This is a genomic window from Streptosporangium becharense (genome assembly GCF_014204985.1).
Lineage (GTDB): Bacteria > Actinomycetota > Actinomycetes > Streptosporangiales > Streptosporangiaceae > Streptosporangium > Streptosporangium becharense.
Genome location: NZ_JACHMP010000001.1, coordinates 6,948,356 through 6,970,204 on the forward strand (window position 1 = coordinate 6,948,356; position 21,849 = coordinate 6,970,204).

Sequence of the window (21,849 nt, forward strand, 5' to 3'; positions counted from 1 at the left end):
CCTCGCCGGGGGCGGGGCCGGATGACGGCGAGGCGGGTTCAGCCACAGGTGATCTCCTCCGGTGAGGGGCACCCCGCCGCCAGGACCGCGCCCCACGCCCCGGCCCACCGGCCGAGCTCGGCGCTGAGGATCGGAGGGCGGGCGTGGAAGGTGGCGGCCTCGTACACCTTCCGCGCGGTCGGTGTCACGATGAGGTCGCGCGCTCCGGAGATGCCGCCGCCGATGATGATCGCGGACGGGTCGAGAGTGGCGATGACGCCGAGGACACAGCGCGCGAGCGCCGTCGTCGCCTCGTCGATCATGGTGAGCGCGGCGGGGTCGCCCGCGTGGCCGGCCTCGAAGAGGTCACGGGCGGTGGCCGGCCGGCCGGTGTGGGAGCTCCACCGGCTCGCCAGATGCGTTCCGCCGATGAACGTCTCCAGACATCCGTGCTGTCCGCAGCCACACAGACGCCCATCGGGGTCCTGACTGATGTGGCCGACCTCGCCCGCGGCCGCGTGGGCACCGCGGCGTGCCCGCCGGCCTTCGACGTGCGCACCCGCGATACCCGTTCCCAGGGCGAGGACGAACGCGTCGGCGAACCCCCGCCCCGCGCCGAGCAACGCCTCGGCCTCGGCTGCGGCGCGACCGTCGTGCACGGCCCGGACGGGAAAACCGAGCCGCCTCCCCAGCGCGGATCCGAGGTCGGCGCCGTCGAGCCACGGGAGGTTCACGCTCCGCAGGACGCGGCCGCTGTCCTCGTCGAGGATCCCGGGGACGGTCACCCCGCCCGCGCCGATCGGGCGTCTGGCCACGCGCGCCAGGTGGCTCGCGAGCCGGTCGACGGGATCGCTTCCCCGCGGGGTGGGAAAGGTGAACCGGTCGACGACGGCGTCGACGGCGAGCGTCCCGTCATCGCCGGACACGGCGACCACGACCTTGGTGGACGTCGCCCCGAGGTCGATACCGACACGATACGACGGGATCGTCATCGCAGCCGGTCCCGGTCGGCGGCGCGCACGGCCGCCGGCGGCGTGAGCCCGCCGGGCGGGAGCGCTGAGCGGGGCTCGATCCGGTCCCCCTCGGCCCGCGCGGCCGTTTCGACGCCGGCGCGGTCCCGCGCCGCGAGTTCGCCTACGGTCACCGGTAGACCACCGCCGCGAGGTCGGGTTCGACGTCGAAGGGGTCGAAGGGGAACATGGGGCGGGTGATCCGCTGATGTCCGAGTCGTTCGAGGTCCTGGTCGACCGGTCCCGGCGTGAGCGCGAGCGTCCAGCCGGCCGCGACGTCGTAGAGGGTGGGTTCCAGATAGCCGATCTTGGTGACGATGATGTCGGCTTCCAGCGGTTCGAGGCCGATGGCCCGGAAGTCGGCGACGTCGTGGAACGCCTTGCGGAACTCGGTGATGATCACGTGGAGGCCGCCGCGGCGTACGACGGCGATGCGTCCCGCGGCGGGGTCTCCCTCGAAGCGTGAGAGGAGGATCCCCTGGACGAGGGCCGGCCCGCTGACCCGGGAGTCGACGCGTGCCCCCGCGGTGACCGAGACCTGCGAGCCCGGTTCGGCGGAGAAGAGCTCGTCGACGGCGACCGCGTCGAAGACGGAGGCGCAGTACGTCACCGGTGCGTCGTCCGCGGTCAGTTCGGGCATCCGGAGGAGCCGGCTGAGCGTCCAGGTGACGTCGCCGGTCCCACCGGCGCCGGGGTTGTCGCCGGAGTCGCTGATGAGGTACGGCTTGGCGGTCGCGGCCAGCGCGCGTTCCACGCCTTGTTCGAGCGTTCCGGGAGGGCCGACGAAGCCGAACGCGTCGCGGACGGCCCACAGCTCGCCGGCCAGCCCGCTCGCGGCGTCCCGCACCGTGGCCGTGTCCGTGCCGGTGACGACGACGCTCGCGTGGCAGCGCGGCTCGTCGGCCCAGGCGTATCCGATCCAGATCGACGCGTCGGTGACGCCCTCGCTCGCCTCGACGGGGAGGATCCGCCGGTAGAGGCTCCTGGCCGGTTCCACCCGCGTGCTCGTCTTCTCGCCCGGCAGCAGGATCGGGATCCGGGACCACGCGCGTACGGGCCTTTCCCCGGTCCGCAGGTGATGGACGAGGTTGCGCGCGGCACGCTCCCTCGTCTCGAGGGCGTCCTCGTGCGGCGCGAGGCGGTAGCACGTGATCAGCTCGCAGGCCCGCACGAACCGCTCGGAGAGGTTGCCGTGCAGGTCCATCGAGGCCGAGATGAGCGGACCGGAGCCGACCGCCGCGCGGATCGCTTCCACGAGGTCGCCTTCGGCGTCGTCCATGTGCTCGACGCTCATCGCGCCGTGGACGTCGAGGAGGATGCCGTCGAGCGGTTCGCGCTCGTGCTCGCGGCGCAGTCCCTCGACGATGCGCTCGCGGAAGTCGGCGTAGACGTCGGCCTGGACCCGTCCGCCCGGGATGGATCTGGCGTAGAAGACGCCGGTCCATCGCGCCGAGGCGGCGAGCTCGGAGCCGGGAGCGAGGAACGGGTAGCGGTCGACGGCCTCGCCGCCGCTGAAGGTCGCGAAGTCCCGGTAGCCGGCGCGGTGCGGCGAGTAGGCGCTGGACTCGATCGCCATCCCGGCCACCGCGATCCGGGGCACCGGCCGTGGCGTGGACGCGGCGGTCACCGCCCCCCCAGCCCCGAGGTCGCGATGCCCCTGACGAGGTGCTTCTGCAGGGCGATCACGAGGATCACCGTCGGGATCATCGAGATGATGGAGGCGGCCATCTGAAGGTCCCATCGGGTTCCGTTCTGGGTCGAGAAGCTTGCCAGGCCGATCGGCAGGGTGCCACGGACCGCGTAGTCGTTGACCGCGATGAGCGGCCACAGGTAGCTGTTCCAGTAGTTGAGGAAGGTGAAGACGGCGAGCACGGCGAGCGCCGGACCCGCGAGCGGCAGGATCACCTGCAGGAAGGTGCGCAGGGGGCCCGCCCCGTCGACGCGTGCGGCCTCCTCCAGTTCGTACGGGATTCCGCGGAAGAACTGCCGCATCAGGAAGGTGCCGAAGGCGGTGAAGGCCCACGGGAAGACGAGCGCCTGGTAGGTGTCGACCCAGCCGAACCACTGCATGAGGACGAACATCGGGATGACGAGCACCTCCTGCGGCACCATGAGGGTGCCGAGGAAGAGCACGAAGACGATGTCACGCCCCGGCCAGCGCAACCGGCCGAACGCGTACCCGGCCGTGGCCGAGACCACGAGCACGACGAGCACGCCCGCGATCGAGACGAAGAAGGAGTTCGTGATGTAGGTGGTGAACGGCGCGTAGGTGAAGACCTCGGTGAAGTTCTCCCACCGGAACTCCGAGCCGAAGAGGCTCGGCGGCGTCTGCATGACCTCGCGTGAGGGCTTGAAGGCGGAGAAGACGGCGTAGACGAGCGGCGCGGCGAAGACGACCGCCGCGATCAGGACCGTGGCGTACGCGATGACGGCGCCGAAGCGCCGGTTCTCCTCCCGGCCCGGCCCCCGCCCGCGACGACCGCCGCCGGCCGCGTGGCCGGCGGGCAGGACCACCGGATCAGTGCTCATAGTGCACCCACCGTTTCTGCGCTCGGAACTGCAGGGCTGTCACGCCGATGATGAGGGCGAACAGGATCCAGGCGGCCGCCGCCGCGAGACCGAGGTCCTGGAACTTGAATCCCGTGTTGTAGATGAACATCACGATCGGCATCGTCGAGGTGCCCGGCCCGCCCCCCGTCAGGAGTTGCGGCTGCGCGAACACCTGCAGCGACGAGATGATCGTCATGACGGTCGCGAAGAAGATCGCCGGTGAGATGAGCGGAATCGTGATGTGGACGAGGATGCGCCAGCCGCGCGCGCCGTCGATCCGGGCGGCTTCGACCACGGAGGCCGGGAGCTGCTCGAGCGCGGCGGTCAGCACGAGCATGTTGTAACCCATGCCCGCCCACACGCTCATGACGACGATCGAGATCATCGCCCAGTTGGCGTCGACGAGGAAGTTCGGCAGCTCGAATCCGAACATCGTCCGTGACAGGCCGTTGAGCAGGCCGTCCGGCTGGAGGATCAGCTTCCAGACCAGGACGTTGGCGACGATCGGGGTGACCACCGGGATGAAGAACAGCACGCGGAACACCGCACGGCCGCGGATACGCGGCCCCAGGAGCAGGGCGAGTCCCAGGGCGACGACGAGGTTGATCGGCACGTACAGGACGGTGAAGACGACCGAGTTGCGCAGGGCCGGCCAGAAGTCCGGGCTCGAGGTGAGCAGTTCGGCGTAGTTGTCGAACCCGACGAACGTCCGCTCGCCGAAGATGGGCCAGTCGAACAGGCTCATGATGATCGCGAGGGCGACCGGGACCACGGTGAACAGGGAGAGCCCGGCGACGGCGGGGGTGATGAAGCCGAGCGCCTGCCACCGCTCGGTCCGGATGAGCGCGTCGGTGCGCCGGATGCCGCTCCGCCGCGCCATCACGGCTCCTCCAGCACGAGTTCGACGACGGGAAGCAGGACGTCGGGACGTTGCACGGGCATGAGCAGCGTCGCGGTGCCCGGCGGAGGCCCCGCCGGTGTCATCGTGTTCGCCTGCTGGTCGGCCGGGATCTGCGTGAAGAGCACCTCGGAGCCGTCGTGCAGGAGCCGCGCGAACCGGATCCGGCCGGCGAGCCCCGGCAGGTGCAGGTGGCCGAACGGCCAGGTGTGCACGTGGACGTAGAGGCGGTCCGCGCGTTGCGTGTAGACGGCGTGGGGCGGTGGCGTGAACGCGGAGGGGCCCGCGCCGTAGACGGAGACGCAGTGGTGGCGCATCCAGCCGCCGATGCTCTCGAATATCGCCCGGTCGCGTGGGGCGATCTCGCCGCGGCCGGTCGGGCCGACGTTGAGCAGCAGGTTCCCCCCCTTGGACACGGTGTCGACGAGCATGCTCACCAGGAGCTCGGGCGACTTGAAGTCCAGGTTGTCGCGGTGGTAGCCCCAGCTTCCGTTGACCGTCTGGCACGCCTCCCAGAGCACGCGTTCGCCGTCCCGCTCCAGCGGCCGGAGCGGCTGGTACTGTTCCGGCGTCACGAGGTCGGCCGGGATGCCGAGACGGTCGTTGACGAGCATGTCCGGCTGCAACTCGCGGCACAGGGCGAGCAGGCGCTCGGCGTCCCAGTCGTCGGCGCTCTTGCCGGGCAGCCCGTTCTCCGCGGCGGGTTCGGTGAAGTCGAAGAAGAGGTAGTCGATCGTCCCGTACCCGGTGAGCAGTTCGCGTACCTGGGCGTGCAGGTAGTCGCGGTAGCGGCCCCAGTCGCGGCGGGCGTTGCGTGCGGCGACGTCGGCGGCTCTCCGCTGCGGGTGGTGGCGGTCGATCGTGTAGTCGGGGTGGTGCCAGTCGAGCAGCGAGTGGTAGAAGCCGACGCGGAGGCCTTCCGCGCGGGCGGCGTCGACGAACTCGCCGACGAGGTCGCGGCCGATCGTCGCCCACGACGAGTACTCACCCTGTCCGGTCTTCCACAGGCAGAAACCGTCGTGGTGTTTCGTCGTGAGGACCACGTAGCGCGCACCCGCCTCACGAGCGGTGCGGGTGATCGCTCGGGCATCGAACAGATCCGGGTCGAAGAAACGGACGTAGCGGGCATAGTCCGCGACGGTGAGTTCCTCGTAGTTCATGACCCATTCGTGTCGGCCTGCGACGCTGTAGGGGCCGAAATGCACGAACATGCCGAACCTGTCGTGTTCGAACCAGCCCGTGCGTGAGTGGCGGGGCGTCATCTTCCCTCTCCTAGACGCGGGGAGCGCCGGGCGGCCGGTCGGGCCGCCCGGATCCCGGGTGTCACTGGGCGAAACGCTGCTGCAGGCCGCCGAGCGCGTCGGCCATCGTCTTCTGGCCGGCGTAGACGCTCACGAGCTCCTGCGGGAAAGCGGTCGTGACCTGCGTCCACTTCTCGGTCACCCGCTGCGCGGACGCGCCGTCGAAGGCGGAGGTGAAGGCCGCGGTGAGCTTCTCCTTCGAATCGGCGGCAAGCGCCTGGAAGTAGAGCGGCTGGCTGCCGAGCTGCGCCGGGTAGCCGCCCTGCTGCGCGATCACCGCCTGCACCTTCGGCCCGGCGAGGGCCCCGAGGACCTTGAGCGCGGCCTGCTTGTTCTCGCAGTTGGCCGCGATGCCGTAGCCCGAGCCGAGGGCGACGCCGAAGGGGCCGGCCGCGCCGCTCGGAATGCGGACCGCGCCGCCGGTGAACGGCATGTCCTTGCCCGTGTACTTGGTGGCGTTCCACGTGCCATCGATGATCATCGCGGCCTTACCGGTCTCGAACTGGCCGGGGTCCCAGGTCGTCTCGGAGGCCGAAGGCACGGCGTTGGAGACCTTGAGGCCGGTGACGAGACCGGAGTACCACTCGGCGGCCTTGACGAAGGTCGGGTTGGTCAGGTCGAGCTTGCCGTCCTCGGTCACCACCTGCAGGCCCGCCTTCGCCATGGGCAGGGAGAGCCATTGGAACTCGTCGATGCTCACCGCGAATCCCTTGACGCCGGTCTTCTCGGTGATGGTCTTGGCCGCGGCCTCGAAGTCGTCGACCGTCCAGGTGTTCGTGGGTTCCGCGACGCCCGCCTTCTTGAACAGGTCGGCGTTGTAGTACAGGAACATGGTCGCCGTGTCGTACGGGAGGCCGTAGAGCTTGCCGCCGTGCTCCATGACGCTCAGCGCACCCGGGTTGTAGTCGCCGCGCGAGATGCCGGCGACCTTGAGGTCCTCGTCGGTGAGCGGCGTCAGCGCGGCGGTGTAGCCCGACAGGCGCTGGCCGTTCATCGAGGTGATGCAGGCGAGCTTGCCCGAGGCCATGTTGGCGTTGAGCTTGGTGAAGTAGTCCGTCCACGGTGCGGTCTGGAGTTCGATCTTCACATCGGGGACGAGCTGCTGCGCGACGGCCATCTGGGCTTCGAGCTTCTTCGTCGACTCGTTGTCACCCGACCACATGTTCCACGTGATCGTCGCTCCGGAGCCGCTGCCGGACCCCTCCCCGGAGCCTTCTCCGGAGCTTGAGCCGCAGGCGCTCGCCGCGGTCATGATGGCGACGGCCGCGGCGGAGAATGCCGCGATTCGAAGTTTCATGGTCAACCTTTCGCTCTTGCGCCGCGTCGCTGCGGCTGACCCGTTGGCGCTCCCCCGCTCGCAAACATCGGATGTCAGTTGAGTCTGGGACCGGCGCGTCCCCAGGGGCAGTCCTAAGTCCGATATGGAATCCTTTTGTTACGAAAATCGGGATAACAAGACCTACTTACTTCGATTATCGAATTAAGTTCGCTTTCGTAAGGCCCGGTCGACCGCCGCGGCGTCCAGGAGGCCGTCCAGCACCAGCGCGGCGGCTCCCAGGCTTCCGCCGTCGGCCCCCGCCGCGCTCACCGTGATCTCCAGGCCGTCCGTGGACATGGGCAAGCACAGGTCGTAGACGCTCGAACGCACTCCGGCGCAGAAGGCGTCGGCCGCCGAGAGGCTGCCGGCGAGCACGAGGCGCTGCGGGTTGAAGAAGTGCACCACGTTGGCCAGCACCGCTCCGACGCGCGTCCCGGCCTCGCGGAGCAGGCGCGTGGCGAGAGGGTGCGCGTCGTGGGCGAGATCCAGCACTCCGGTGGTGTCGCCGGCCTCGACGCCCGCGGCTCGCAGGTCCCGCGCGATCGCCGTTCCGCCGGCGACGGCGTCGAGGCAGCCGAGCCGTCCGCACGAGCACAACACCGCGGGTGCGCCGGCGACCGGGGTGTGACTCACGTCGCCGGCCATCCCCCGGAACCCCCGGTGCGGCGCGCCGGCCGCGATGACGCCCGCGCCGATGCTCGAACCCGCCTTGACGAGCACCAGGTCGGCGATCGCCCGGCCGGTCGCGATGTACTCGCCGACCGCCATCGCGTTCGCGTCGTTCTCGACCCGCGTGACGACTCCCGACATCGCCGTCAGGAGGGCGGCGGGGTCGACGCCGTTCCAGCCCGGCATGCGCGAGGGCGATACGACCCGGCCGCCGGGCACGCTGACGGGGCCGGGCACCGCGAGGCCGATCCCCACGAGGACGGCCTCCCCGTCAAGGGTGCCGACCAGGTCGAGGATGGCGCGATGGACGTTCGCGAGGACCTCCTCGGGACCCCGGGCGACGTCGATCGCGAGCGAGCGGGCCGCGACCTTGGCGCGCGCGAGGTCGAACAGGGCGATGTTCGCGTGCCTGGCGCCGAGGTCGACGCCGGCGACGAGCCGTCCGTCGGCGGCGACCGCGAGCGACCGGGGCCGGCGGCCTCCCCGGGAGGCGCCCGCCCCCGCCTCGACGAGGTAGCCCGCCCGGATCAGCTCGTCGACCCGCATCCCCACGGTCGACATCGCCAGCCCGGTGAGGTGCGACAGCGCCGAGCGTGAGTCGGCCCGCCCGTCGCGCACCAGGGCGAACAGCCCTCCCGGGGTCGTGGTGTGGAAGTAGCTCCCGGCCTCGTCGCTCATGGTCGCGTCCCTTCGTGGCTTCTTCGCTGCGAAGATTATCGACCTTGCTTCAATACTCGTAAGAATATGTTCGGCAGGCGAAGCAAGCCTTTCGGCGGATCACGAGACGGCGGACGCACCCTCCCGGCCCGCCTCACCTGGCGGCGCACATACGGCAGATCGGCCGGGCTGTCGCGGGTAGGGAGTGAGTAAGGGGCTGTTATGCCCCCTAGACCTCCGATGTATTTCCATGATGACAGTCCAGATCGGCTGCGAGCCCCGGCCTCAGTCGAGGGGGAGACCCACGTAGTTCTCCGCGAGCGAGGTCATCCCGGCGGTGGAGCCGACGATGTAACGGAGCTGGGAGAGCTGCAGCCGGTCGTCGAAGGGGTCCTGGTGCGGGTCCCGGTGCAGCATCGTCGTCATGAGGTAGGAGAAGTGCTCGGCGCGCCACACCCGGCGCAGGGCGGTCTCGGAGTAGGCGTCGAGCAGGCTCTCGTCGCCTACTCCGTGCCAGCGGGTGAGGGCCTGCGCGAGCAGGGTCACGTCGGCGACCGCCAGGTTCAGGCCCTTGGCCCCGGTGGGCGGCACGATGTGCGCCGCGTCCCCGGCGAGGAACAACCGGTCGTGCCGCATGGGTTCGGCGACGAAGCTGCGCATCGGCGTGATGCTCCGGTCGGTGATCGGGCCGCGCTCCAGCTTCCAGTCGCCGTCCACCGCGAAGCGGGTCTCCAGCTCGTCCCAGATCCGCTCGTCGGACCAGTCGGCGAGGTCGTCTCCCGGGTCGACCTGCAGGTAGAGGCGGCTGACGTGGGGAGAGCGCATGCTGTGCAGGGCGAAGCCCCGCTCGTGGTGAGCGTAGATCAGCTCCTCGCACGAGGGGGGCACGTCGGCGAGGATCCCCAGCCAGGCGAACGGGTAGTCGCGCCGGAAGGTCGTGACCGCGGGCATGGACGCCCGGCCGATGCCGTGGAAGCCGTCGCAGGCCACCACGACGTCGCACGTCATGGTGTGCTCGGCGCCCTCGTGGCGGTAGCGGACCACCCCGGTGGCCGGGTCGGCGGACAGCGCCTCGGCCTCGAACAGCAGCGGACCCTCACGCAGGGCGATCAGGTCCTTGACGACCTCGGTCTGCGCGTAGACCATCACGGTCCTGCCGCCGGTCAGGGAGGGGAAGTCGATCCGGTGCGCCTGCCGGTCGAAGCGCAGCTCGATGCCCTCGTGGACCAGGCCCTGCCGGTCCATCCGCTCGCCCGCCCCGCAGGCGCGCAGCACGTCGACGGTGCTCTGCTCCAGGATCCCCGCGCGCTGGCGGCGCTCGACGTACTCGCGGGTCCTGCTCTCCAGCACCACGTTCTCGATGCCCCGCGCCGACAGCAGGTGGCCCAGGAGCAGTCCGGCGGGGCCGCCGCCGATGATTCCCACCCGGGTGTGCTTCATGATCATTCTCCTGAGGTCTCGGCCAGCACGCGCTGGGCGACGGCGAAGGCGGCGTTGGCCGCGGGAACCCCGCAGTAGATCGCGGTCTGCAACAGCACCTCGCCGATCTCGTCCGGGGTGAGCCCGTTGCGCAGGGCGGCACGGACGTGCATGGCCAGCTCCTCCAGGTGGCCGTGGGCGACGAGCGCGGTGAGGGTGACGCAGCTGCGGGTGCGGCGGTCCAACCCGGGACGGGTCCAGATCTCGCCCCAGGCGTAGCGGGTGATCAGATCCTGGAAGTCCCAGGTGAAGCCGGTGGTGCGGGCGATCGCCCGGTCCACGTGGGCGTCCCCGAGCACCTCACGCCGCACCTTCATGCCCGGTTCGGCGGGCAGGTGCGCCAGCAGCGCCGCGGTGACGGGCTCGGGCCGGTCGACGTTGGCCAGGTGGGCGGCGGCGGCCACCTCCACGAGCGTGGCGCCCGGGATGCCGTCGGCCAGCCGCCTGGCGTGGGCGGGCGGCGTCGCCGGGTCGTCCCGCCCGGCGACGACCAGGGTGGGGACGGCGATGTCGGCGAGCCGGTCGCGCAGGTCGTAGCCCGCCAGCGCGTCACAGCAGGCGGCGTACCCGGCGGGGTCGGCGCCGGCCAGGTCGTCCAGCAACGCCCGGTCGGCGGGCCCGGCGAACCAGCGGCGCGCCGTGGCCTCCAGCAGCGGCCCGGTGCCCCGATCCCGTACGAGCCCGGCCCGCTCCCGCCACGCCTGCGGCTCGCCGAACCGGGCGGAGGAGCAGAGCATCGCCAGCGACCGCAGCCGGGTGGGGCGGCGTGCCGCGAGGGTCGCGCCGATCGCGCCGCCGAGGGAGACGCCCGCGTAGTGGAAGCTCTCCAGGCTCAGCGCGTCGGCCAGCTCCAGCACCAGGCCGGCCAGGTCGTCCACGGTCCGCACGTCGGCCGGGGGCGACCCGCCGTGTCCCGGCAGGTCGAACCTGATCACCCTGAAGGTCCGCGCGAGCGCGGCGAGCTGGGGCTCCCACACCCGCGCGGAGGTGCCGAGCGACGGTCCCAGGACGAGGGGTTCCCCGCGCTCGGGCCCGTCCGTCCGGTGCTGCAACAACGTCATTCCTCCTCCAGCGCCCGGTCGACGAGGGCGGCGGCCGAACCGGGCGATCCGGCGACACGCAGGTTGGCGCGCATGCGCTCGGGGTGCGTCCGCAGGCCGGAGGCCAGCTCCGCGGCGTCGCGGGCGGCCCCGGCCACCAGGCGCAGCGACTCGCGCAGCGGCTGCCACTCGGCGTGCCAGGCCCCGGCGGGCCGTTCGTCCTCGGCGGCGAGCGAGCCGTACAGGACCGCGCTCAGCGCGGGCACCTGGCGGGCCGCGGCGGCGATCATCGTGGCTCTGACCGGGTTGCGCTTGTGCGGCATGGACGACGAGCCGCCGCCCACGCCCTCGGACACCTCGCCGATCTCGGTGCGCGACAGCACGAGCACGTCGGCGGCGAACTTGCCCAGCGCCCCGGCCGTGAACGCGAGGGCCCCGGCCAGGTCGGCGACGGGGGTGCGCAGCACGTGCCAGGGCAGCACGGGCGCGACCAGGCCGAGTTCGGCGGCGAACCGGGCCGCCACGGCGGGTCCCTGGGGCTGCTCCAGGGTTCCGGCGGGGCCGCCGAGCTGCGCCGGCAGCGTCCGCCGCACGAGGAGCAGGCGGGCCCGGGCGTCGACGGCCAGCTTCCGCCAGCCCGCCGCCTTGAGGCCGAAGGTCGTGGGGACGGCCTGCTGGGTGAGCGTGCGGGCGGCCATCGGGGTGTCGCGGTGTCCGGCCGCGAGGAGGGTGAGCCCGGCGACCACCCGGTCCAGGTCGGCCAGGGCGAGGCCCAGCGTCCGGTGCGCCACCAGCATGAGCGCGGTGTCGAGGATGTCCTGGCTGGTCGCGCCGCGGTGGACGTGGGCGGCGTACGGCTCGGGCACGGCCGCGCGGAGGTCCTCCACCAGCGGGATGACCGGGTTGCCGCCGGAACGGGCCCGCACGACCAGGCCTGGCAGGTCGAACGCCCCGGCCCGGGCGGCGGCGGACACGGCCTCGGCCGCCTGCGGCGGCACCAGGCCGAGACCGGCCTGGGCACGGATCAGCGCGGCCTCGGCGTCCAGCATGGCCTTCAGGAAGGCGGTGTCGCCGGTGACCTCCGCCGCCGCCCGCATGGGGGACAGCAGCCCGAGGTCCGCGCCTCCGGCGAGGCCCTCACCGGGGGCCGTCCCACCCTCACCCGAAGTCAAGGAAGACCGTCTCCTTCTCGCCCTGCAGGTGGATGTCGAAGCGGTAGACGCCCTCGCGTTCCGCAGTCGCCACCAGCGTCCGGCCCCGCTGCGGCGGCAGCGAGCCGAGGAAGGCGTCCGGCCGCAGGTAGATGCGGGTGAAAAGGTGGTGGAGCAGGCCGCGGGCGAAGACACAGACGCTGATGTACCCGGTCCCGGGAACGAGCGTGCGCAGCGTCCAGTGACCGTCGGCGTCGGTGGCGACCCGGCCGAAGCCGGTGAAGTCGACCCCGTGCCGGCCGACGACCGCACCGGTCACCGGATCGCGCCGCAGCGTGCCGGGGGCACCCGTGAGGCTGCCGGACGGGTCGGCCTGCCAGAACTCCAGCAGCGCGTCGGGGATGGGGTCGCCCGCGCCGTCGTAGACGTGACCGCGGACGGTGATCGCCGCCCCGTCGCCGGGAGGGGCGATGTCGCCGCCCCCGGGGAAGGGGAGCGCGTAGCCGTAGAACGGGCCGACGGTCTGGGAGGGGGTGGGGCGGTTCATCGGCCTTCCTCGATCCAGGTCGCGGTGGGGCCGTCCAGCACGATGTCCCACCGGTACCCCAGGGACCACTCGGGCACGGACAGGTCGTGCTCGTAGGCGGCGACCAGCCGTTGCCTGGCGCGCTCGTCGGTCACCGACTGCAGGATCGGGTCGTAGGGGAACAGTGGGTCGCCGGGGAAGTACATCTGGGTGACCAGCCGCTGGGTGAAGGCCGTGCCGAACAGGGAGAAGTGGATGTGCGCGGGCCGCCAGGCCCCTGTGTGGTTGCGCCACGGGTAGGCGCCGGGCTTGATCGTGGTGAACCGGTAGCGGCCGTCGCCGTCGGTCAGGCAGCGGCCGACGCCGGAGAAGTTCGGGTCGAGCGGCGCGGGGTGGTCGTCGCGCTGGTGCAGGTAGCGGCCGGCGGCGTTGGCCTGCCACACCTCGACCAGCTGGCCGCGCACCGGGCGGCCGTCCCGGTCGAGCACCCGCCCTTCCACGGTGATCCGTTCACCCAGCGGATCACCCGGGTGCTGCCTGGTCAGGTCCGAGTCGAGGGCGGTCACGTCGGTGACGCCGAAGACCGGCCCGGCCAGCTCGGCGGCCTCGGGGTCCCTCACCGCGACCGGCGGCCGCTTGGGGTGGCGCAGCAGGGTGCTGCGGTAGGGGGCGAAGTCGCGGGAGGGGTGGTCCGCCTCGCGGCCGGCGTGGGCCGCGTGCAACTCGGCGATCTCGCGGTCTATGTCCGCCTGGGTGAGGGGCTGGGGCATGACGCCTACCTTTCGAGGACGACGGCCAGGCCCTGGCCGACACCGATGCAGAGGGAAGCAAGCCCGGTGCCCGAACCGGCCGCGGCCAGCCGGTGGGCCACCGCGCCGGTGATGCGGGCACCGGAGGCACCGAGAGGGTGGCCCAGCGCGATCGCCCCGCCGTGCGGGTTGACGATCCCGGGGTCGAGGTCGGGCAGTTCCGCCAGGCAGCCGAGGACCTGCGCGGCGAACGCCTCGTTCAGCTCGGCGGTCGTCAGGTCGCCGAATCGCCTGCCCGCCCTGGCCAGGGCCTTTCCCGCCGCTTCGACCGGGCCGAGACCGAAGTAGCGGGGCTCCAGCGCGGCGGCGGCACCGGCGGTGATCCGCGCCAGCGGTTCACGGCCGCGCAGCCCGGCCTCGTCGGTCAGCAGCAGCGCCGCGGCCCCGTCGTTGAGCGGGGAGGAGTTGCCCGCGGTGACCGTGCCGCCGGGGCGGAAGACCGGCTTGAGGCGGCCGAGCGCCTCGGTGGAGGTGTCCTCGCGGATGCCCTCGTCCCGGGTGAGGCCGGCGACGGGGACGATCTCACGGTCGAAGGAGGCCCCGGCCGCCTTCCGGTGGCTGGCGAGGGCGAAGGCGTCCTGCTCGGCGCGGGTGATGCCGTGCTTGTCGGCGATCAGCTCGGCACCCTCACCGAGGGCGACCGTGTGCTCGGCGGGCATCGCGGGGTTGACCAGCCGCCAGCCGAGAGTGGTGGAGACCAGCTCCTGGCCGCCCGCCGGGAACGCCCTGTCCGGTTTGGGGAGCACCCACGGCGCGCGGGTCATCGACTCCACACCGCCCGCGATCACGGCCGACGCGTCGCCCAGCGCGATCATCCGGTACGCCTGGATCACGGCCTCCATGCCGGAGCCGCACAGCCGGTTCACGGTGACGCCCGGGGTGGTCACCGGCAGCCCGGCGAGCAGCGCGGCCATGCGGGCGACGTTGCGGTTCTCCTCACCGGCGCCGTTGGCGTTGCCGAGGATCACCTCGTCGACGCCCCCCTGGTCGTTGCGTTCGGTGAGCGCCCGGATGACGTGCGCGGCCAGGTCGTCGGGGCGGACCCCGGCCAGCGCTCCGCCGTACCGGCCGAAGGGGGTGCGGACGGCGTCCACGACGTAGACGGCTCTCACGCGGCGACCTCCGTGTCGGTGTGGTCGTGTCTCATGCGATGACCTCCGCGTCGGTGCGCTCGCGCAGTTCCGCCAGGCTCACGCCGGGTGCGGTCTCCACCAGTGCCAGGCCCCTCTCGGTGACGTCGAGGACGCCGAGGTCGGTGATGATCCGGTGCACGCACGCGCTGCCGGTGAGCGGCAGCGAGCACTCCCTGACGATCTTCGGGGATCCGTCCTTGGCGGTGTGGTCCATGATCACGATAACCCGGCGGGCGCCGTGGACCAGGTCCATCGCCCCGCCCATGCCCTTGACCAGCTTTCCGGGGACCATCCAGTTGGCCAGGTCGCCGCGGGCGGAGACCTGCATCGCGCCGAGGACCGCCACGTCGACGTGGCCGCCGCGGATCATGCCGAACGACAGCGCGGAGTCGAAGAACGACGCGCCCGGCAGCACGGTGACGGTCTCCTTGCCCGCGTTGATCAGATCCGGGTCGACCCGGTCCTCGGCGGGGTAGGGGCCGACGCCCAGGACGCCGTTCTCGGAGTGCAGGACCACGTCCACCTCCGGCGGGAGGAAGGAGGGGATGCGGGTGGGCAGCCCGATGCCGAGGTTGACGTAGTCGCCGTCGCGCAGCTCGGCCGCCGCCCGGGCGACCATCTCGTCGCGGGTCCAGCTCATGACGTGGTTCTCTTCTCTATGCCCTTGTCGGCGGCCTGCTCGGCGGTGAGCTCCACGACGCGCTGGACGAACACGCCGGGCAGGTGCACCTCGTCGGGATCCAGTTCGGTCAGCTCCTCGACCTCGGCGATCGTGATCCGCCCGGCCATCGCGGCCAGCGGGTTGAAGTTCCTGGCGGCCTTGTTGAAGACCAGGTTGCCGTGGCGATCGCCCTTGGCCGCCCGGACCAGCGCGAAGTCGGTGGTGATGGCGTGCTCCAGCACGTATCGCCTGCCGTCGAACTCCCGGACCTCCTTGGGCGGCGAGGCGACGGCGATCGAGCCGTCGGGAGCGTGACGCAGCGGCAGCCCGCCGTCGGCGATCGGTGTGCCGACCCCCGCCGGGGTGTAGAAGGCGGGGATGCCGCTGCCGCCCGCGCGCAGCCGCTCGGCCAGGCTGCCCTGCGGGGTCAGCTCGACCTCCAGCTCCCCGGTGAGGTACTGCCGGGCGAACTCCTTGTTGTCGCCGATGTAGGAGGCGGTCACCCGGGCGATCCGCCCGGCGGCCAGCAGGACGCCCAGGCCGCCGCCGTCCACCCCGCAGTTGTTCGACACCACGCCGATGCCGGTCACACCGGTGGTGTGCAGGGCCCGGATCAGGGTGTTCGGGATGCCGCTGAGGCCGAAACCGCCGACCGCGAACGACGCGCCGTCCCGCACGTCGGCCAGCGCCTCCTCGGCCGAGGCGACCACCTTGTCTCTCCGCACGACGTCTCTCCGCACGACGCTCCGTTCGGCCAGAAGTGTTCGCTGAATGAACTTTAGTTCATTATTATCGGGTCGAGTATGCGGACCGGAGACGCTCCTGTCAAAGTTCTTCCAGCCGCCGAGAGGAGAAGCCGATGGAACCGGCCGGAACCCTGGAGCGGGGGCTGACCGTGCTGCGCACCCTCGCCGCCGAGCCGCGGCAGGCGCGCGCGACGGATCTGGTACGCGCCACCGGCCTGGCCAGGTCCACGGTCGACCGCGTCCTGGCCACCCTCGCCCAGCTCGGTTACGTCCGGCTGGAGGAACGCGCCGTGCTGCTCGCCCCGCGCCTGATGGAGCTGGGCGAGGCGTACCTCGCCTGCGGCGGCCTGCGCGACACCCTCAGCCCCCTCGCGGAGCGGCTCGCCGAAGAGGTGGACGACTCGGTGTCGCTGGCCGTGCGGGACGCGGACGGCGTCCGCTTCGTCAGCCAGTTCACCCGGCGGCGCACCATGTCGGTCGCCTTCCGGGTCGGCGACCTGCTGCCCGCCGACCGCTGCGCGGCCGGCCTGGTCCTCCTCGACCCTGCCGCGCCGTGGGCCGAGGACGACCAGCTCATCGAGCCGGGCCTGATCGCGGTCGCGGTGCCGGTCCGGGACGCGGCAGGGGAGGTGGCCTGCGCGTTGAGCGTGGTCAGCCACACCAGCCGGCACACCGTCGCCGGCCTGCGTGCCCACGCCCTGCCCCGGATGCGCGCGACGGTCGCGGAGATGGAGGCGGCGCTGAGCGGGCCGGCGCCGGTGCCCGCTCCCCGCCCGGCCGTCCCCGCCGTGGACACCTCGCGTGCCGTCAAGCAGGAACTGGGAGCCGGCTACCTGCAGTCGCTGGCCCGCGGCCTGGCCGTGCTGGTGTCGCTCGGCTCGGCCCGCGGCGGGCTGACCCTCGCCGAGGCCGCCAAGGCCACCGGGCTGCCCCGGGCCACGGTGCGGCGGGCGGTCCAGACCCTGGAACGGCTGGGGTACGCCACCGCCGAGGGCAGCCGCTTCGTGCTGCTGCCCAGGGTGCTGGAGCTGGGATACGCCGACCTGTCGGGGCTCTCCTTCGGCGAGATCGTCCAGCCGCACCTGGCCGACCTGGTGGCCCGCGTCCACGAGTCGGCGTCGGTCGCGGTGCTCTCCGGCGACGACGTCGTCTACGTGGCCAGGGTGCCCACCGTGAACATCATGCGGGTCAACATCACCGTCGGCACCCGCTTCCCCGCGTACGCCACCTCGATGGGCCGGGTGCTCCTGGCCGGCGTATCCGGGGAACGGCTGGCCTCGATCATCCCCCGGCCGCTGACCCGCCACACCGTCACCTCCGCCGAGCGACTCGCGACAGCCGTCCGCCAGGCCGCCGCGGACGGCTACGCCCTGGTGGACCAGGAGCTGGAGGAGGGGGTGCGGTCCATCGCCGTCCCCGTCCGCGACCGGACCGGCCGGGTCGTCGCGGCCGTCAACGTCGCCACCCACGCCGGCCGCGCCACCCGCGACGACCTGCTCCGCGACGTCCTGCCCGCGCTCACCGAGACCGCCGCGCGGATGGAGGCCGACCTGGCCCACACCCGGGTCACCCCCCTTGGAGGCTTTCGATGAACCACGTCCTGACGACCGGGCGGCTGGTGCTGCGGCCGGTGTGCGCGCTCGACCGGGATGAGTTGCACGCGCACTGGACCACGCCGGACGTGCGGCGGTTCCTGTTCGACGGTGCGGTCATGTCGGCGGCGGAGGTCGCGGAGGCGATCGGGGCGAGCGAGCGTGACTTCGCCGCGTCCGGGTACGGGCTCTGGGTCGTCCGCAGGCGCGGGGAGGCCGGGCTGATCGGGACGGCCGGGCTGCGGCAGCTGGAGGACCTCGGGCCGGAGGTGGTCTACAGCCTGGCGCCGGACGCCTGGGGCCGCGGCTACGCGACCGAGGCGGCGCGGGCCGTGGTGGACCACGCGCTGGCCGCCCTCGGCCTCCCCGAGGTGCTGGCCGAGGTCGACGAGGGCAACACCGCGTCCGCCGCCGTCGCCGAACGCCTGGGCATGATCCCTTTCGCGACGGTCCCGGGACTGCTCGGCCCGATGGTCCGCTACCGCCGGACCCGCTGACGCGCGGCCGGTGGGGTTCAACTTGCAGGACAGCCGGTCGGCAGACCGCCGGACCCGCCGACGCGCGGTCGGCGGGCGGTCGTCCGCCGGGACCGCCGGAGCGCGCCGACAGCGGGCGCCGGCCGCCCGGCGGACGCGGGGACGACCGCGCGGCCCCCCACCCCGATGGCATCCGTGAGCAGGCCGGTAAGGTGGAGGACGGTGCGCCGGGAAGTCTGGTCGGCAACGTCTGTCCCGACCCCGGAAACGGAGCGCCCATGACCAGCCCTGTCCCGCCGCGCACTCCCCGCCTGTTCGGCCGCGGCTCGTGGGCCGAGGCCCGCCGGGTCGCCGACATCCTCCGCAAGGAGACCGTCGGTGGAGCGTTGCTGCTGGCCGGCGCGGTGGCGGCGATGATCTGGGCCAACTCTCCGTGGGCGGGCGCCTACGAGACGCTGCGCGCCGTCAGGTTCGGGCCCGCGGCGCTGCACCTGGACCTGAGCCTGGCCACCTGGGCCGCCGACGGCCTCCTGGCGATCTTCTTCTTCGTCGCGGGGCTGGAGCTCAAACGCGAGTTCGTCGCCGGCGACCTGCGTGACCCGGGCCGGGCGGCGGTGCCGATCGCGGCCGCGCTCGGCGGGGTGGTCGTACCGGCGGTGCTGTACCTGCTCCTCACCCGGGGCACGGCCGGCGCGGCCTCCGGGTGGGCGATCCCCACCGCCACCGACATCGCCTTCGCCCTGGCCGTGCTCGCGGTCATCGGCCGGTACCTGCCGGCGGCGCTGCGCACCTTCCTGCTCACCCTGGCCGTGGTCGACGACCTGGTGGCCATCGTCATCATCGCCGTCTTCTACACCGACCACCTGTCCCCGGTTCCGCTGCTGGCGGCGCTGGTGCCGCTGGCGGCCTTCACCGCCCTGGTGCAGCGCCGGGTCCGCTCCTGGTGGCTGTTGCTGCCGCTGGCCGCCGTCACCTGGGCGCTGGTGCACGCCTCGGGTGTGCACGCCACCGTGGCCGGTGTGCTGCTGGGCTTCGCCGTCCCGGTCCTGCGCAGTCGGCAGGCCGGCGGCCCGGACGCCGGGCCCGGCCTGGCCGAGCACTTCGAGCACCGCTTCCGCCCCCTCTCGGCGGGTGTGGCCGTGCCGGTGTTCGCGTTCCTGTCGGCGGGCGTCTCCCTCGGTGGGGCGGCCGGGCTGGCCGGAGCCCTGACCGACCCGGTCGCGGTGGGCGTCGTCGCCGGACTGGTCGTGGGCAAGCCGGTGGGGATCATGGCCGCGACGTGGCTGGTGGCCCGCTTCACCCGCGCCGACCTGGACGAGGAGCTGGCCTGGATCGACGTGGCCGGGCTGGCGATCCTGGCGGGGATCGGGTTCACGGTCTCACTGCTGATCGGCGAACTGGCCTTCGCCGGTACCGGTCACGACGGCCACGTCAAGGTGGCGGTCCTGACCGGCTCCCTGGTCGCGGCGCTGCTGGCGACCGTGGTCCTGCGCCTGCGCAACCGCGCCTACCGGCGCATCCACGAGGCCGAGACCGCCGACCTCGACCACGACGGCGTGCCGGACGTCTACCAGGGCGACCGGCCCGGCAGGACAGAGGGCTGACCGGAACCGGCCGGGGTCGCGCCGGGAATCGGAGCCGGTCGGGGTCGCGCCGCTGAGCGCGACGAGGAGCGGAAGCGACTCCTGAGCTGCCGGGCAGTGGCCGGTGATGAAAGGGCAACGCTCGGCCTGGGCGACAACGAGCCGACCACCCTGCCCGAGTGGCTGAGCGATCTCATCGCCCTCTTGACACGGTCATCGGGATCCCTCCCGCGGTAACCGTGCCCACCTGCGGCGGCGTCGCACCAAGGCGGTCATCCCGGAGAAGGCCGACCAGGCGGCCCACCACGAGAAGCGCGGTTCCCGCGGCGGCCGGCCGGTCGGTCATGATGCCGGGCTCTACAAGCAGCGCGGCACGGCGGAACGGTGCATCCTATGATCCGCGGGGGTCAGGTGGTCAGGAGCTCCTGGGCGAGGCGTACCGCGCCGGCCACGGGGTCGGTGGCGAGCAGGGTGACGGGCAGGTCGGGGTGGCGGGCCGCGACGGCGTCGGCGAGAGCGGCGAACAGGCGCGGCTGCTTAGTGATCACGCCACCCGCCGCCACGACGGCGCTGGCCCGCGCGCCGCGCGAGATCAACGTCTCCACCAGGGCCGCCAGGGCCTGACCGCCCTCCTCGACGACGCGGGCGGCCGTCCGGGAGCCCGCCTCCGCCGCGGCGAAGACGACCTGGGCGTGCCGCCCCCACTCCTCCGCGCCCGGTGCGGACGCCAGCGCCTGCGACAGCGCGGGCACCTCGTCGGCGTGGAGGGCGGCGAGCAGTCCGGTCGCCAGCTCGTCCGCCGGAAGTCCGGCGTCGTGGTCGCGGAGCACCGCGCGCACGGCCTCGCGGACGAGCCCGGCGGCCGAGCCCTCGTCCCCGAGCGCCCACCCCCACCCCCCGGCGAGCAGCGGTTCCCCGCCGGGGAGGGTGCCGGCGGCGACCGAGCCGGTGCCCGCGATCACGCCGATCGCGCCGGGCTCGCCCGCCGCGTACGGCAGGAGGTGGGCGTCGTTCATGACCCGCACCGGCGCGCCGAGCCGGTGGCCCAGCTCCTCGCGCAGTCGGCGGCACAGCGCGGGGCTGTCGCACCCGTGCGCGCCGACACCGAGCGCGTCGCAGGGGATCTCCAGCTCGCGCAGCCCGGCCGCCAGCCATTCCGCCAGGTCGCCGATCCCCGCCCCCAGGACGCTGGGCACGATCCTGTCGGCGACGACCGCGTGCGAGGAGACGGCGCGCCAGTGGGTCTTGGTGCCGCCGACGTCGACGCCGACCGCCACTGCGCTCATGCGTTCTCCGCGGTGACGGCGTCCACCTTCGTGTCGCCCACCGGGAAGCGGAACTCGCCCACGGGAGCCCCGAGGACCTCGGCCACCGCCGCGACCAGCCGCTGCAGGACGGCGTTCTCCAGCACCGCCCTGGCCACCGGCGAGAGCGCGGGAACCGGCACGCTCGGCGCGGAGGCGGCGCAGGGGCCGACGTACAGCGTCCGGTGACCGGCCGCGGCCAGCTGCCCGGCCAGCTCGGCCTCGCGCTCGTCACCGATGACGATGTGCGCGGTACGCCCGGCGGCCTCCATCGGGCCGTGCAGGTACTGTCGCGTCTCGAAGGCCGCCGCGGGAACGCGGCACGCCTCGCGGATCATCAACGCACCCTCTTCGGCGGCGGTCAGCGACGCGCCGCCCCCGACCACGTCGATCGCCACGCACTCGGCGACCTCCTCGGCCAGGCCGCCGGGGGAGAGCCGTACCGCGGCCACCCGGTCGGCCAGGGATGACCAGACCTCCTCGGGCGCCCCGAGCGTCCAGGTGTCGGCGAGCATGCCCAGCGCGGCCAGCGTGACGCTGAACCCCGACGTCGAGACCTTGGAATCGGGCACGCCGCCGCAGCTGAGCACGCGTTCGGCCAGCGCGGTCAGGGGCGAGCCGGGGATGTTCACCACGGCCAGGCGACGCCCGGCGGGCACGCCGCGCAGCGCGGCCACGGTCTCGGCGCTGCGTCCGGACTGGGACACCCCCACCACCAGGTCGGCGTCGTCCAGGGGCCCGGGCAGCTCGCCGTACCCGGCGCGGCTCGCCCACACGCCGCGCGAGCGCAGCAGGTGCACGGGCGCGGCCAGCGCCGCGTGGCTGGCGCCCATCGCCTGCAGCAGCGGGCGGCGTGGCGCCGGCCACGAACCCGCGAGCTGCTCGCGCAGGCCGCACACCGCGGAGGCCAGCAGCTCCGGCTGCCGTTCGAGCGCTTCGGACAACGTGATGTCGTGGGACATCGAAC

20 protein-coding genes are annotated in these 21,849 nt (G+C 72.8%); 3 read left to right on the forward strand and 17 right to left on the reverse strand.

Annotated features, from left to right (window positions below):
* Nucleotides 1-38: 38 nt before the first annotated feature.
* The 15 genes from F4562_RS30155 to F4562_RS30225 all read right to left on the reverse strand — a co-directional run bounded on the left by F4562_RS30155 (nucleotide 39) and on the right by F4562_RS30225 (nucleotide 15,906).
* Nucleotides 39-971 (reverse strand): ROK family protein, encoded by a 933-nt coding sequence (locus F4562_RS30155; RefSeq protein ID WP_184539904.1) that lies wholly within the window; start codon nucleotides 969-971, stop codon nucleotides 39-41.
* A gap of 148 nt (nucleotides 972-1,119) precedes the next feature.
* Nucleotides 1,120-2,730 (reverse strand): M81 family metallopeptidase, encoded by a 1,611-nt coding sequence (locus F4562_RS30160; RefSeq protein WP_184539906.1) that lies wholly within the window; start codon nucleotides 2,728-2,730, stop codon nucleotides 1,120-1,122.
* Nucleotides 2,613-3,518 (reverse strand): carbohydrate ABC transporter permease, encoded by a 906-nt coding sequence (locus F4562_RS30165; RefSeq protein WP_184539908.1) that lies wholly within the window; start codon nucleotides 3,516-3,518, stop codon nucleotides 2,613-2,615. The genes F4562_RS30160 and F4562_RS30165 overlap by 118 nt, the downstream gene beginning before the upstream one ends.
* Complete coding sequence (locus F4562_RS30170) at nucleotides 3,508-4,419, reverse strand: carbohydrate ABC transporter permease (RefSeq protein WP_184539910.1); 912 nt, start codon at nucleotides 4,417-4,419, stop codon at nucleotides 3,508-3,510. Before F4562_RS30170 ends, F4562_RS30165 begins: the two co-directional genes overlap by 11 nt.
* Nucleotides 4,419-5,699, reverse strand: a complete 1,281-nt coding sequence (locus F4562_RS30175) for an alpha-L-fucosidase (RefSeq protein ID WP_184539912.1) — start codon at nucleotides 5,697-5,699, stop codon at nucleotides 4,419-4,421. The genes F4562_RS30170 and F4562_RS30175 overlap by 1 nt, the downstream gene beginning before the upstream one ends.
* 61 nt (nucleotides 5,700-5,760) lie before the next feature.
* Nucleotides 5,761-7,035 (reverse strand): ABC transporter substrate-binding protein, encoded by a 1,275-nt coding sequence (locus F4562_RS30180; protein WP_184539914.1) that lies wholly within the window; start codon nucleotides 7,033-7,035, stop codon nucleotides 5,761-5,763.
* Nucleotides 7,036-7,218: 183 nt separating this feature from the next.
* Complete coding sequence (locus F4562_RS30185) at nucleotides 7,219-8,403, reverse strand: ROK family protein (protein WP_184539916.1); 1,185 nt, start codon at nucleotides 8,401-8,403, stop codon at nucleotides 7,219-7,221.
* A 264-nt stretch (nucleotides 8,404-8,667) separates the two neighbouring features.
* Entirely contained in the window at nucleotides 8,668-9,822 is a 1,155-nt protein-coding gene (locus F4562_RS30190; protein WP_184539918.1) for a 4-hydroxybenzoate 3-monooxygenase, read from the reverse strand.
* Between the two features lie 2 nt (nucleotides 9,823-9,824).
* A complete protein-coding gene (pcaDC, locus tag F4562_RS30195) occupies nucleotides 9,825-10,922 on the reverse strand; it encodes a bifunctional 3-oxoadipate enol-lactonase/4-carboxymuconolactone decarboxylase PcaDC (RefSeq protein WP_184539920.1) in 1,098 nt (365 codons plus the stop codon).
* Nucleotides 10,919-12,073, reverse strand: coding sequence for a 3-carboxy-cis,cis-muconate cycloisomerase (pcaB, locus tag F4562_RS30200; protein ID WP_246473606.1), 1,155 nt, complete (start codon nucleotides 12,071-12,073; stop codon nucleotides 10,919-10,921). The genes pcaDC and pcaB overlap by 4 nt, the downstream gene beginning before the upstream one ends.
* Nucleotides 12,060-12,599: a protocatechuate 3,4-dioxygenase subunit alpha gene (pcaG, locus tag F4562_RS30205; protein WP_184539922.1), complete on the reverse strand. Its 540-nt coding sequence runs from the start codon at nucleotides 12,597-12,599 to the stop codon at nucleotides 12,060-12,062. The genes pcaB and pcaG overlap by 14 nt, the downstream gene beginning before the upstream one ends.
* Nucleotides 12,596-13,348 (reverse strand): protocatechuate 3,4-dioxygenase subunit beta, encoded by a 753-nt coding sequence (gene pcaH, locus F4562_RS30210; protein WP_184539924.1) that lies wholly within the window; start codon nucleotides 13,346-13,348, stop codon nucleotides 12,596-12,598. The genes pcaG and pcaH overlap by 4 nt, the downstream gene beginning before the upstream one ends.
* 5 nt (nucleotides 13,349-13,353) lie before the next feature.
* Entirely contained in the window at nucleotides 13,354-14,499 is a 1,146-nt protein-coding gene (locus tag F4562_RS30215) for a thiolase family protein (RefSeq protein WP_184539926.1), read from the reverse strand.
* 31 nt (nucleotides 14,500-14,530) lie between these two features.
* A complete protein-coding gene (locus F4562_RS30220; RefSeq protein WP_184539928.1) occupies nucleotides 14,531-15,160 on the reverse strand; it encodes a CoA transferase subunit B in 630 nt (209 codons plus the stop codon).
* Nucleotides 15,157-15,906: a CoA transferase subunit A gene (locus F4562_RS30225; protein WP_184539930.1), complete on the reverse strand. Its 750-nt coding sequence runs from the start codon at nucleotides 15,904-15,906 to the stop codon at nucleotides 15,157-15,159. The genes F4562_RS30220 and F4562_RS30225 overlap by 4 nt, the downstream gene beginning before the upstream one ends.
* Before the next feature lie 134 nt (nucleotides 15,907-16,040).
* On the opposite strand from F4562_RS30225, the gene F4562_RS36515 reads away from it, so the two are divergent.
* From F4562_RS36515 to nhaA, 3 genes are all read left to right on the forward strand, one after another.
* Nucleotides 16,041-17,519, forward strand: coding sequence for an IclR family transcriptional regulator domain-containing protein (locus F4562_RS36515; protein ID WP_184539931.1), 1,479 nt, complete (start codon nucleotides 16,041-16,043; stop codon nucleotides 17,517-17,519).
* Complete coding sequence (locus F4562_RS30235) at nucleotides 17,516-18,016, forward strand: GNAT family N-acetyltransferase (RefSeq protein WP_184539933.1); 501 nt, start codon at nucleotides 17,516-17,518, stop codon at nucleotides 18,014-18,016. Before F4562_RS36515 ends, F4562_RS30235 begins: the two co-directional genes overlap by 4 nt.
* A gap of 257 nt (nucleotides 18,017-18,273) precedes the next feature.
* Complete coding sequence (gene nhaA, locus F4562_RS30240; RefSeq protein ID WP_184539935.1) at nucleotides 18,274-19,599, forward strand: Na+/H+ antiporter NhaA; 1,326 nt, start codon at nucleotides 18,274-18,276, stop codon at nucleotides 19,597-19,599.
* 386 nt (nucleotides 19,600-19,985) lie between these two features.
* Here the strand turns inward: nhaA and F4562_RS30245 are convergent, their stop codons facing one another.
* Both F4562_RS30245 and F4562_RS30250 read right to left on the reverse strand, forming a co-directional pair.
* The gene (locus F4562_RS30245) at nucleotides 19,986-20,864 is read right to left on the reverse strand and encodes an N-acetylglucosamine kinase (RefSeq protein ID WP_184539937.1); all 879 of its coding nucleotides are present in this window, start codon (nucleotides 20,862-20,864) and stop codon (nucleotides 19,986-19,988) included.
* On the reverse strand, nucleotides 20,861-21,844 hold the full coding sequence (locus tag F4562_RS30250) for an SIS domain-containing protein (RefSeq protein WP_184539939.1): 984 nt from the start codon (nucleotides 21,842-21,844) through the stop codon (nucleotides 20,861-20,863). Before F4562_RS30250 ends, F4562_RS30245 begins: the two co-directional genes overlap by 4 nt.
* Between the last annotated feature and the right edge of the window lie 5 nt (nucleotides 21,845-21,849).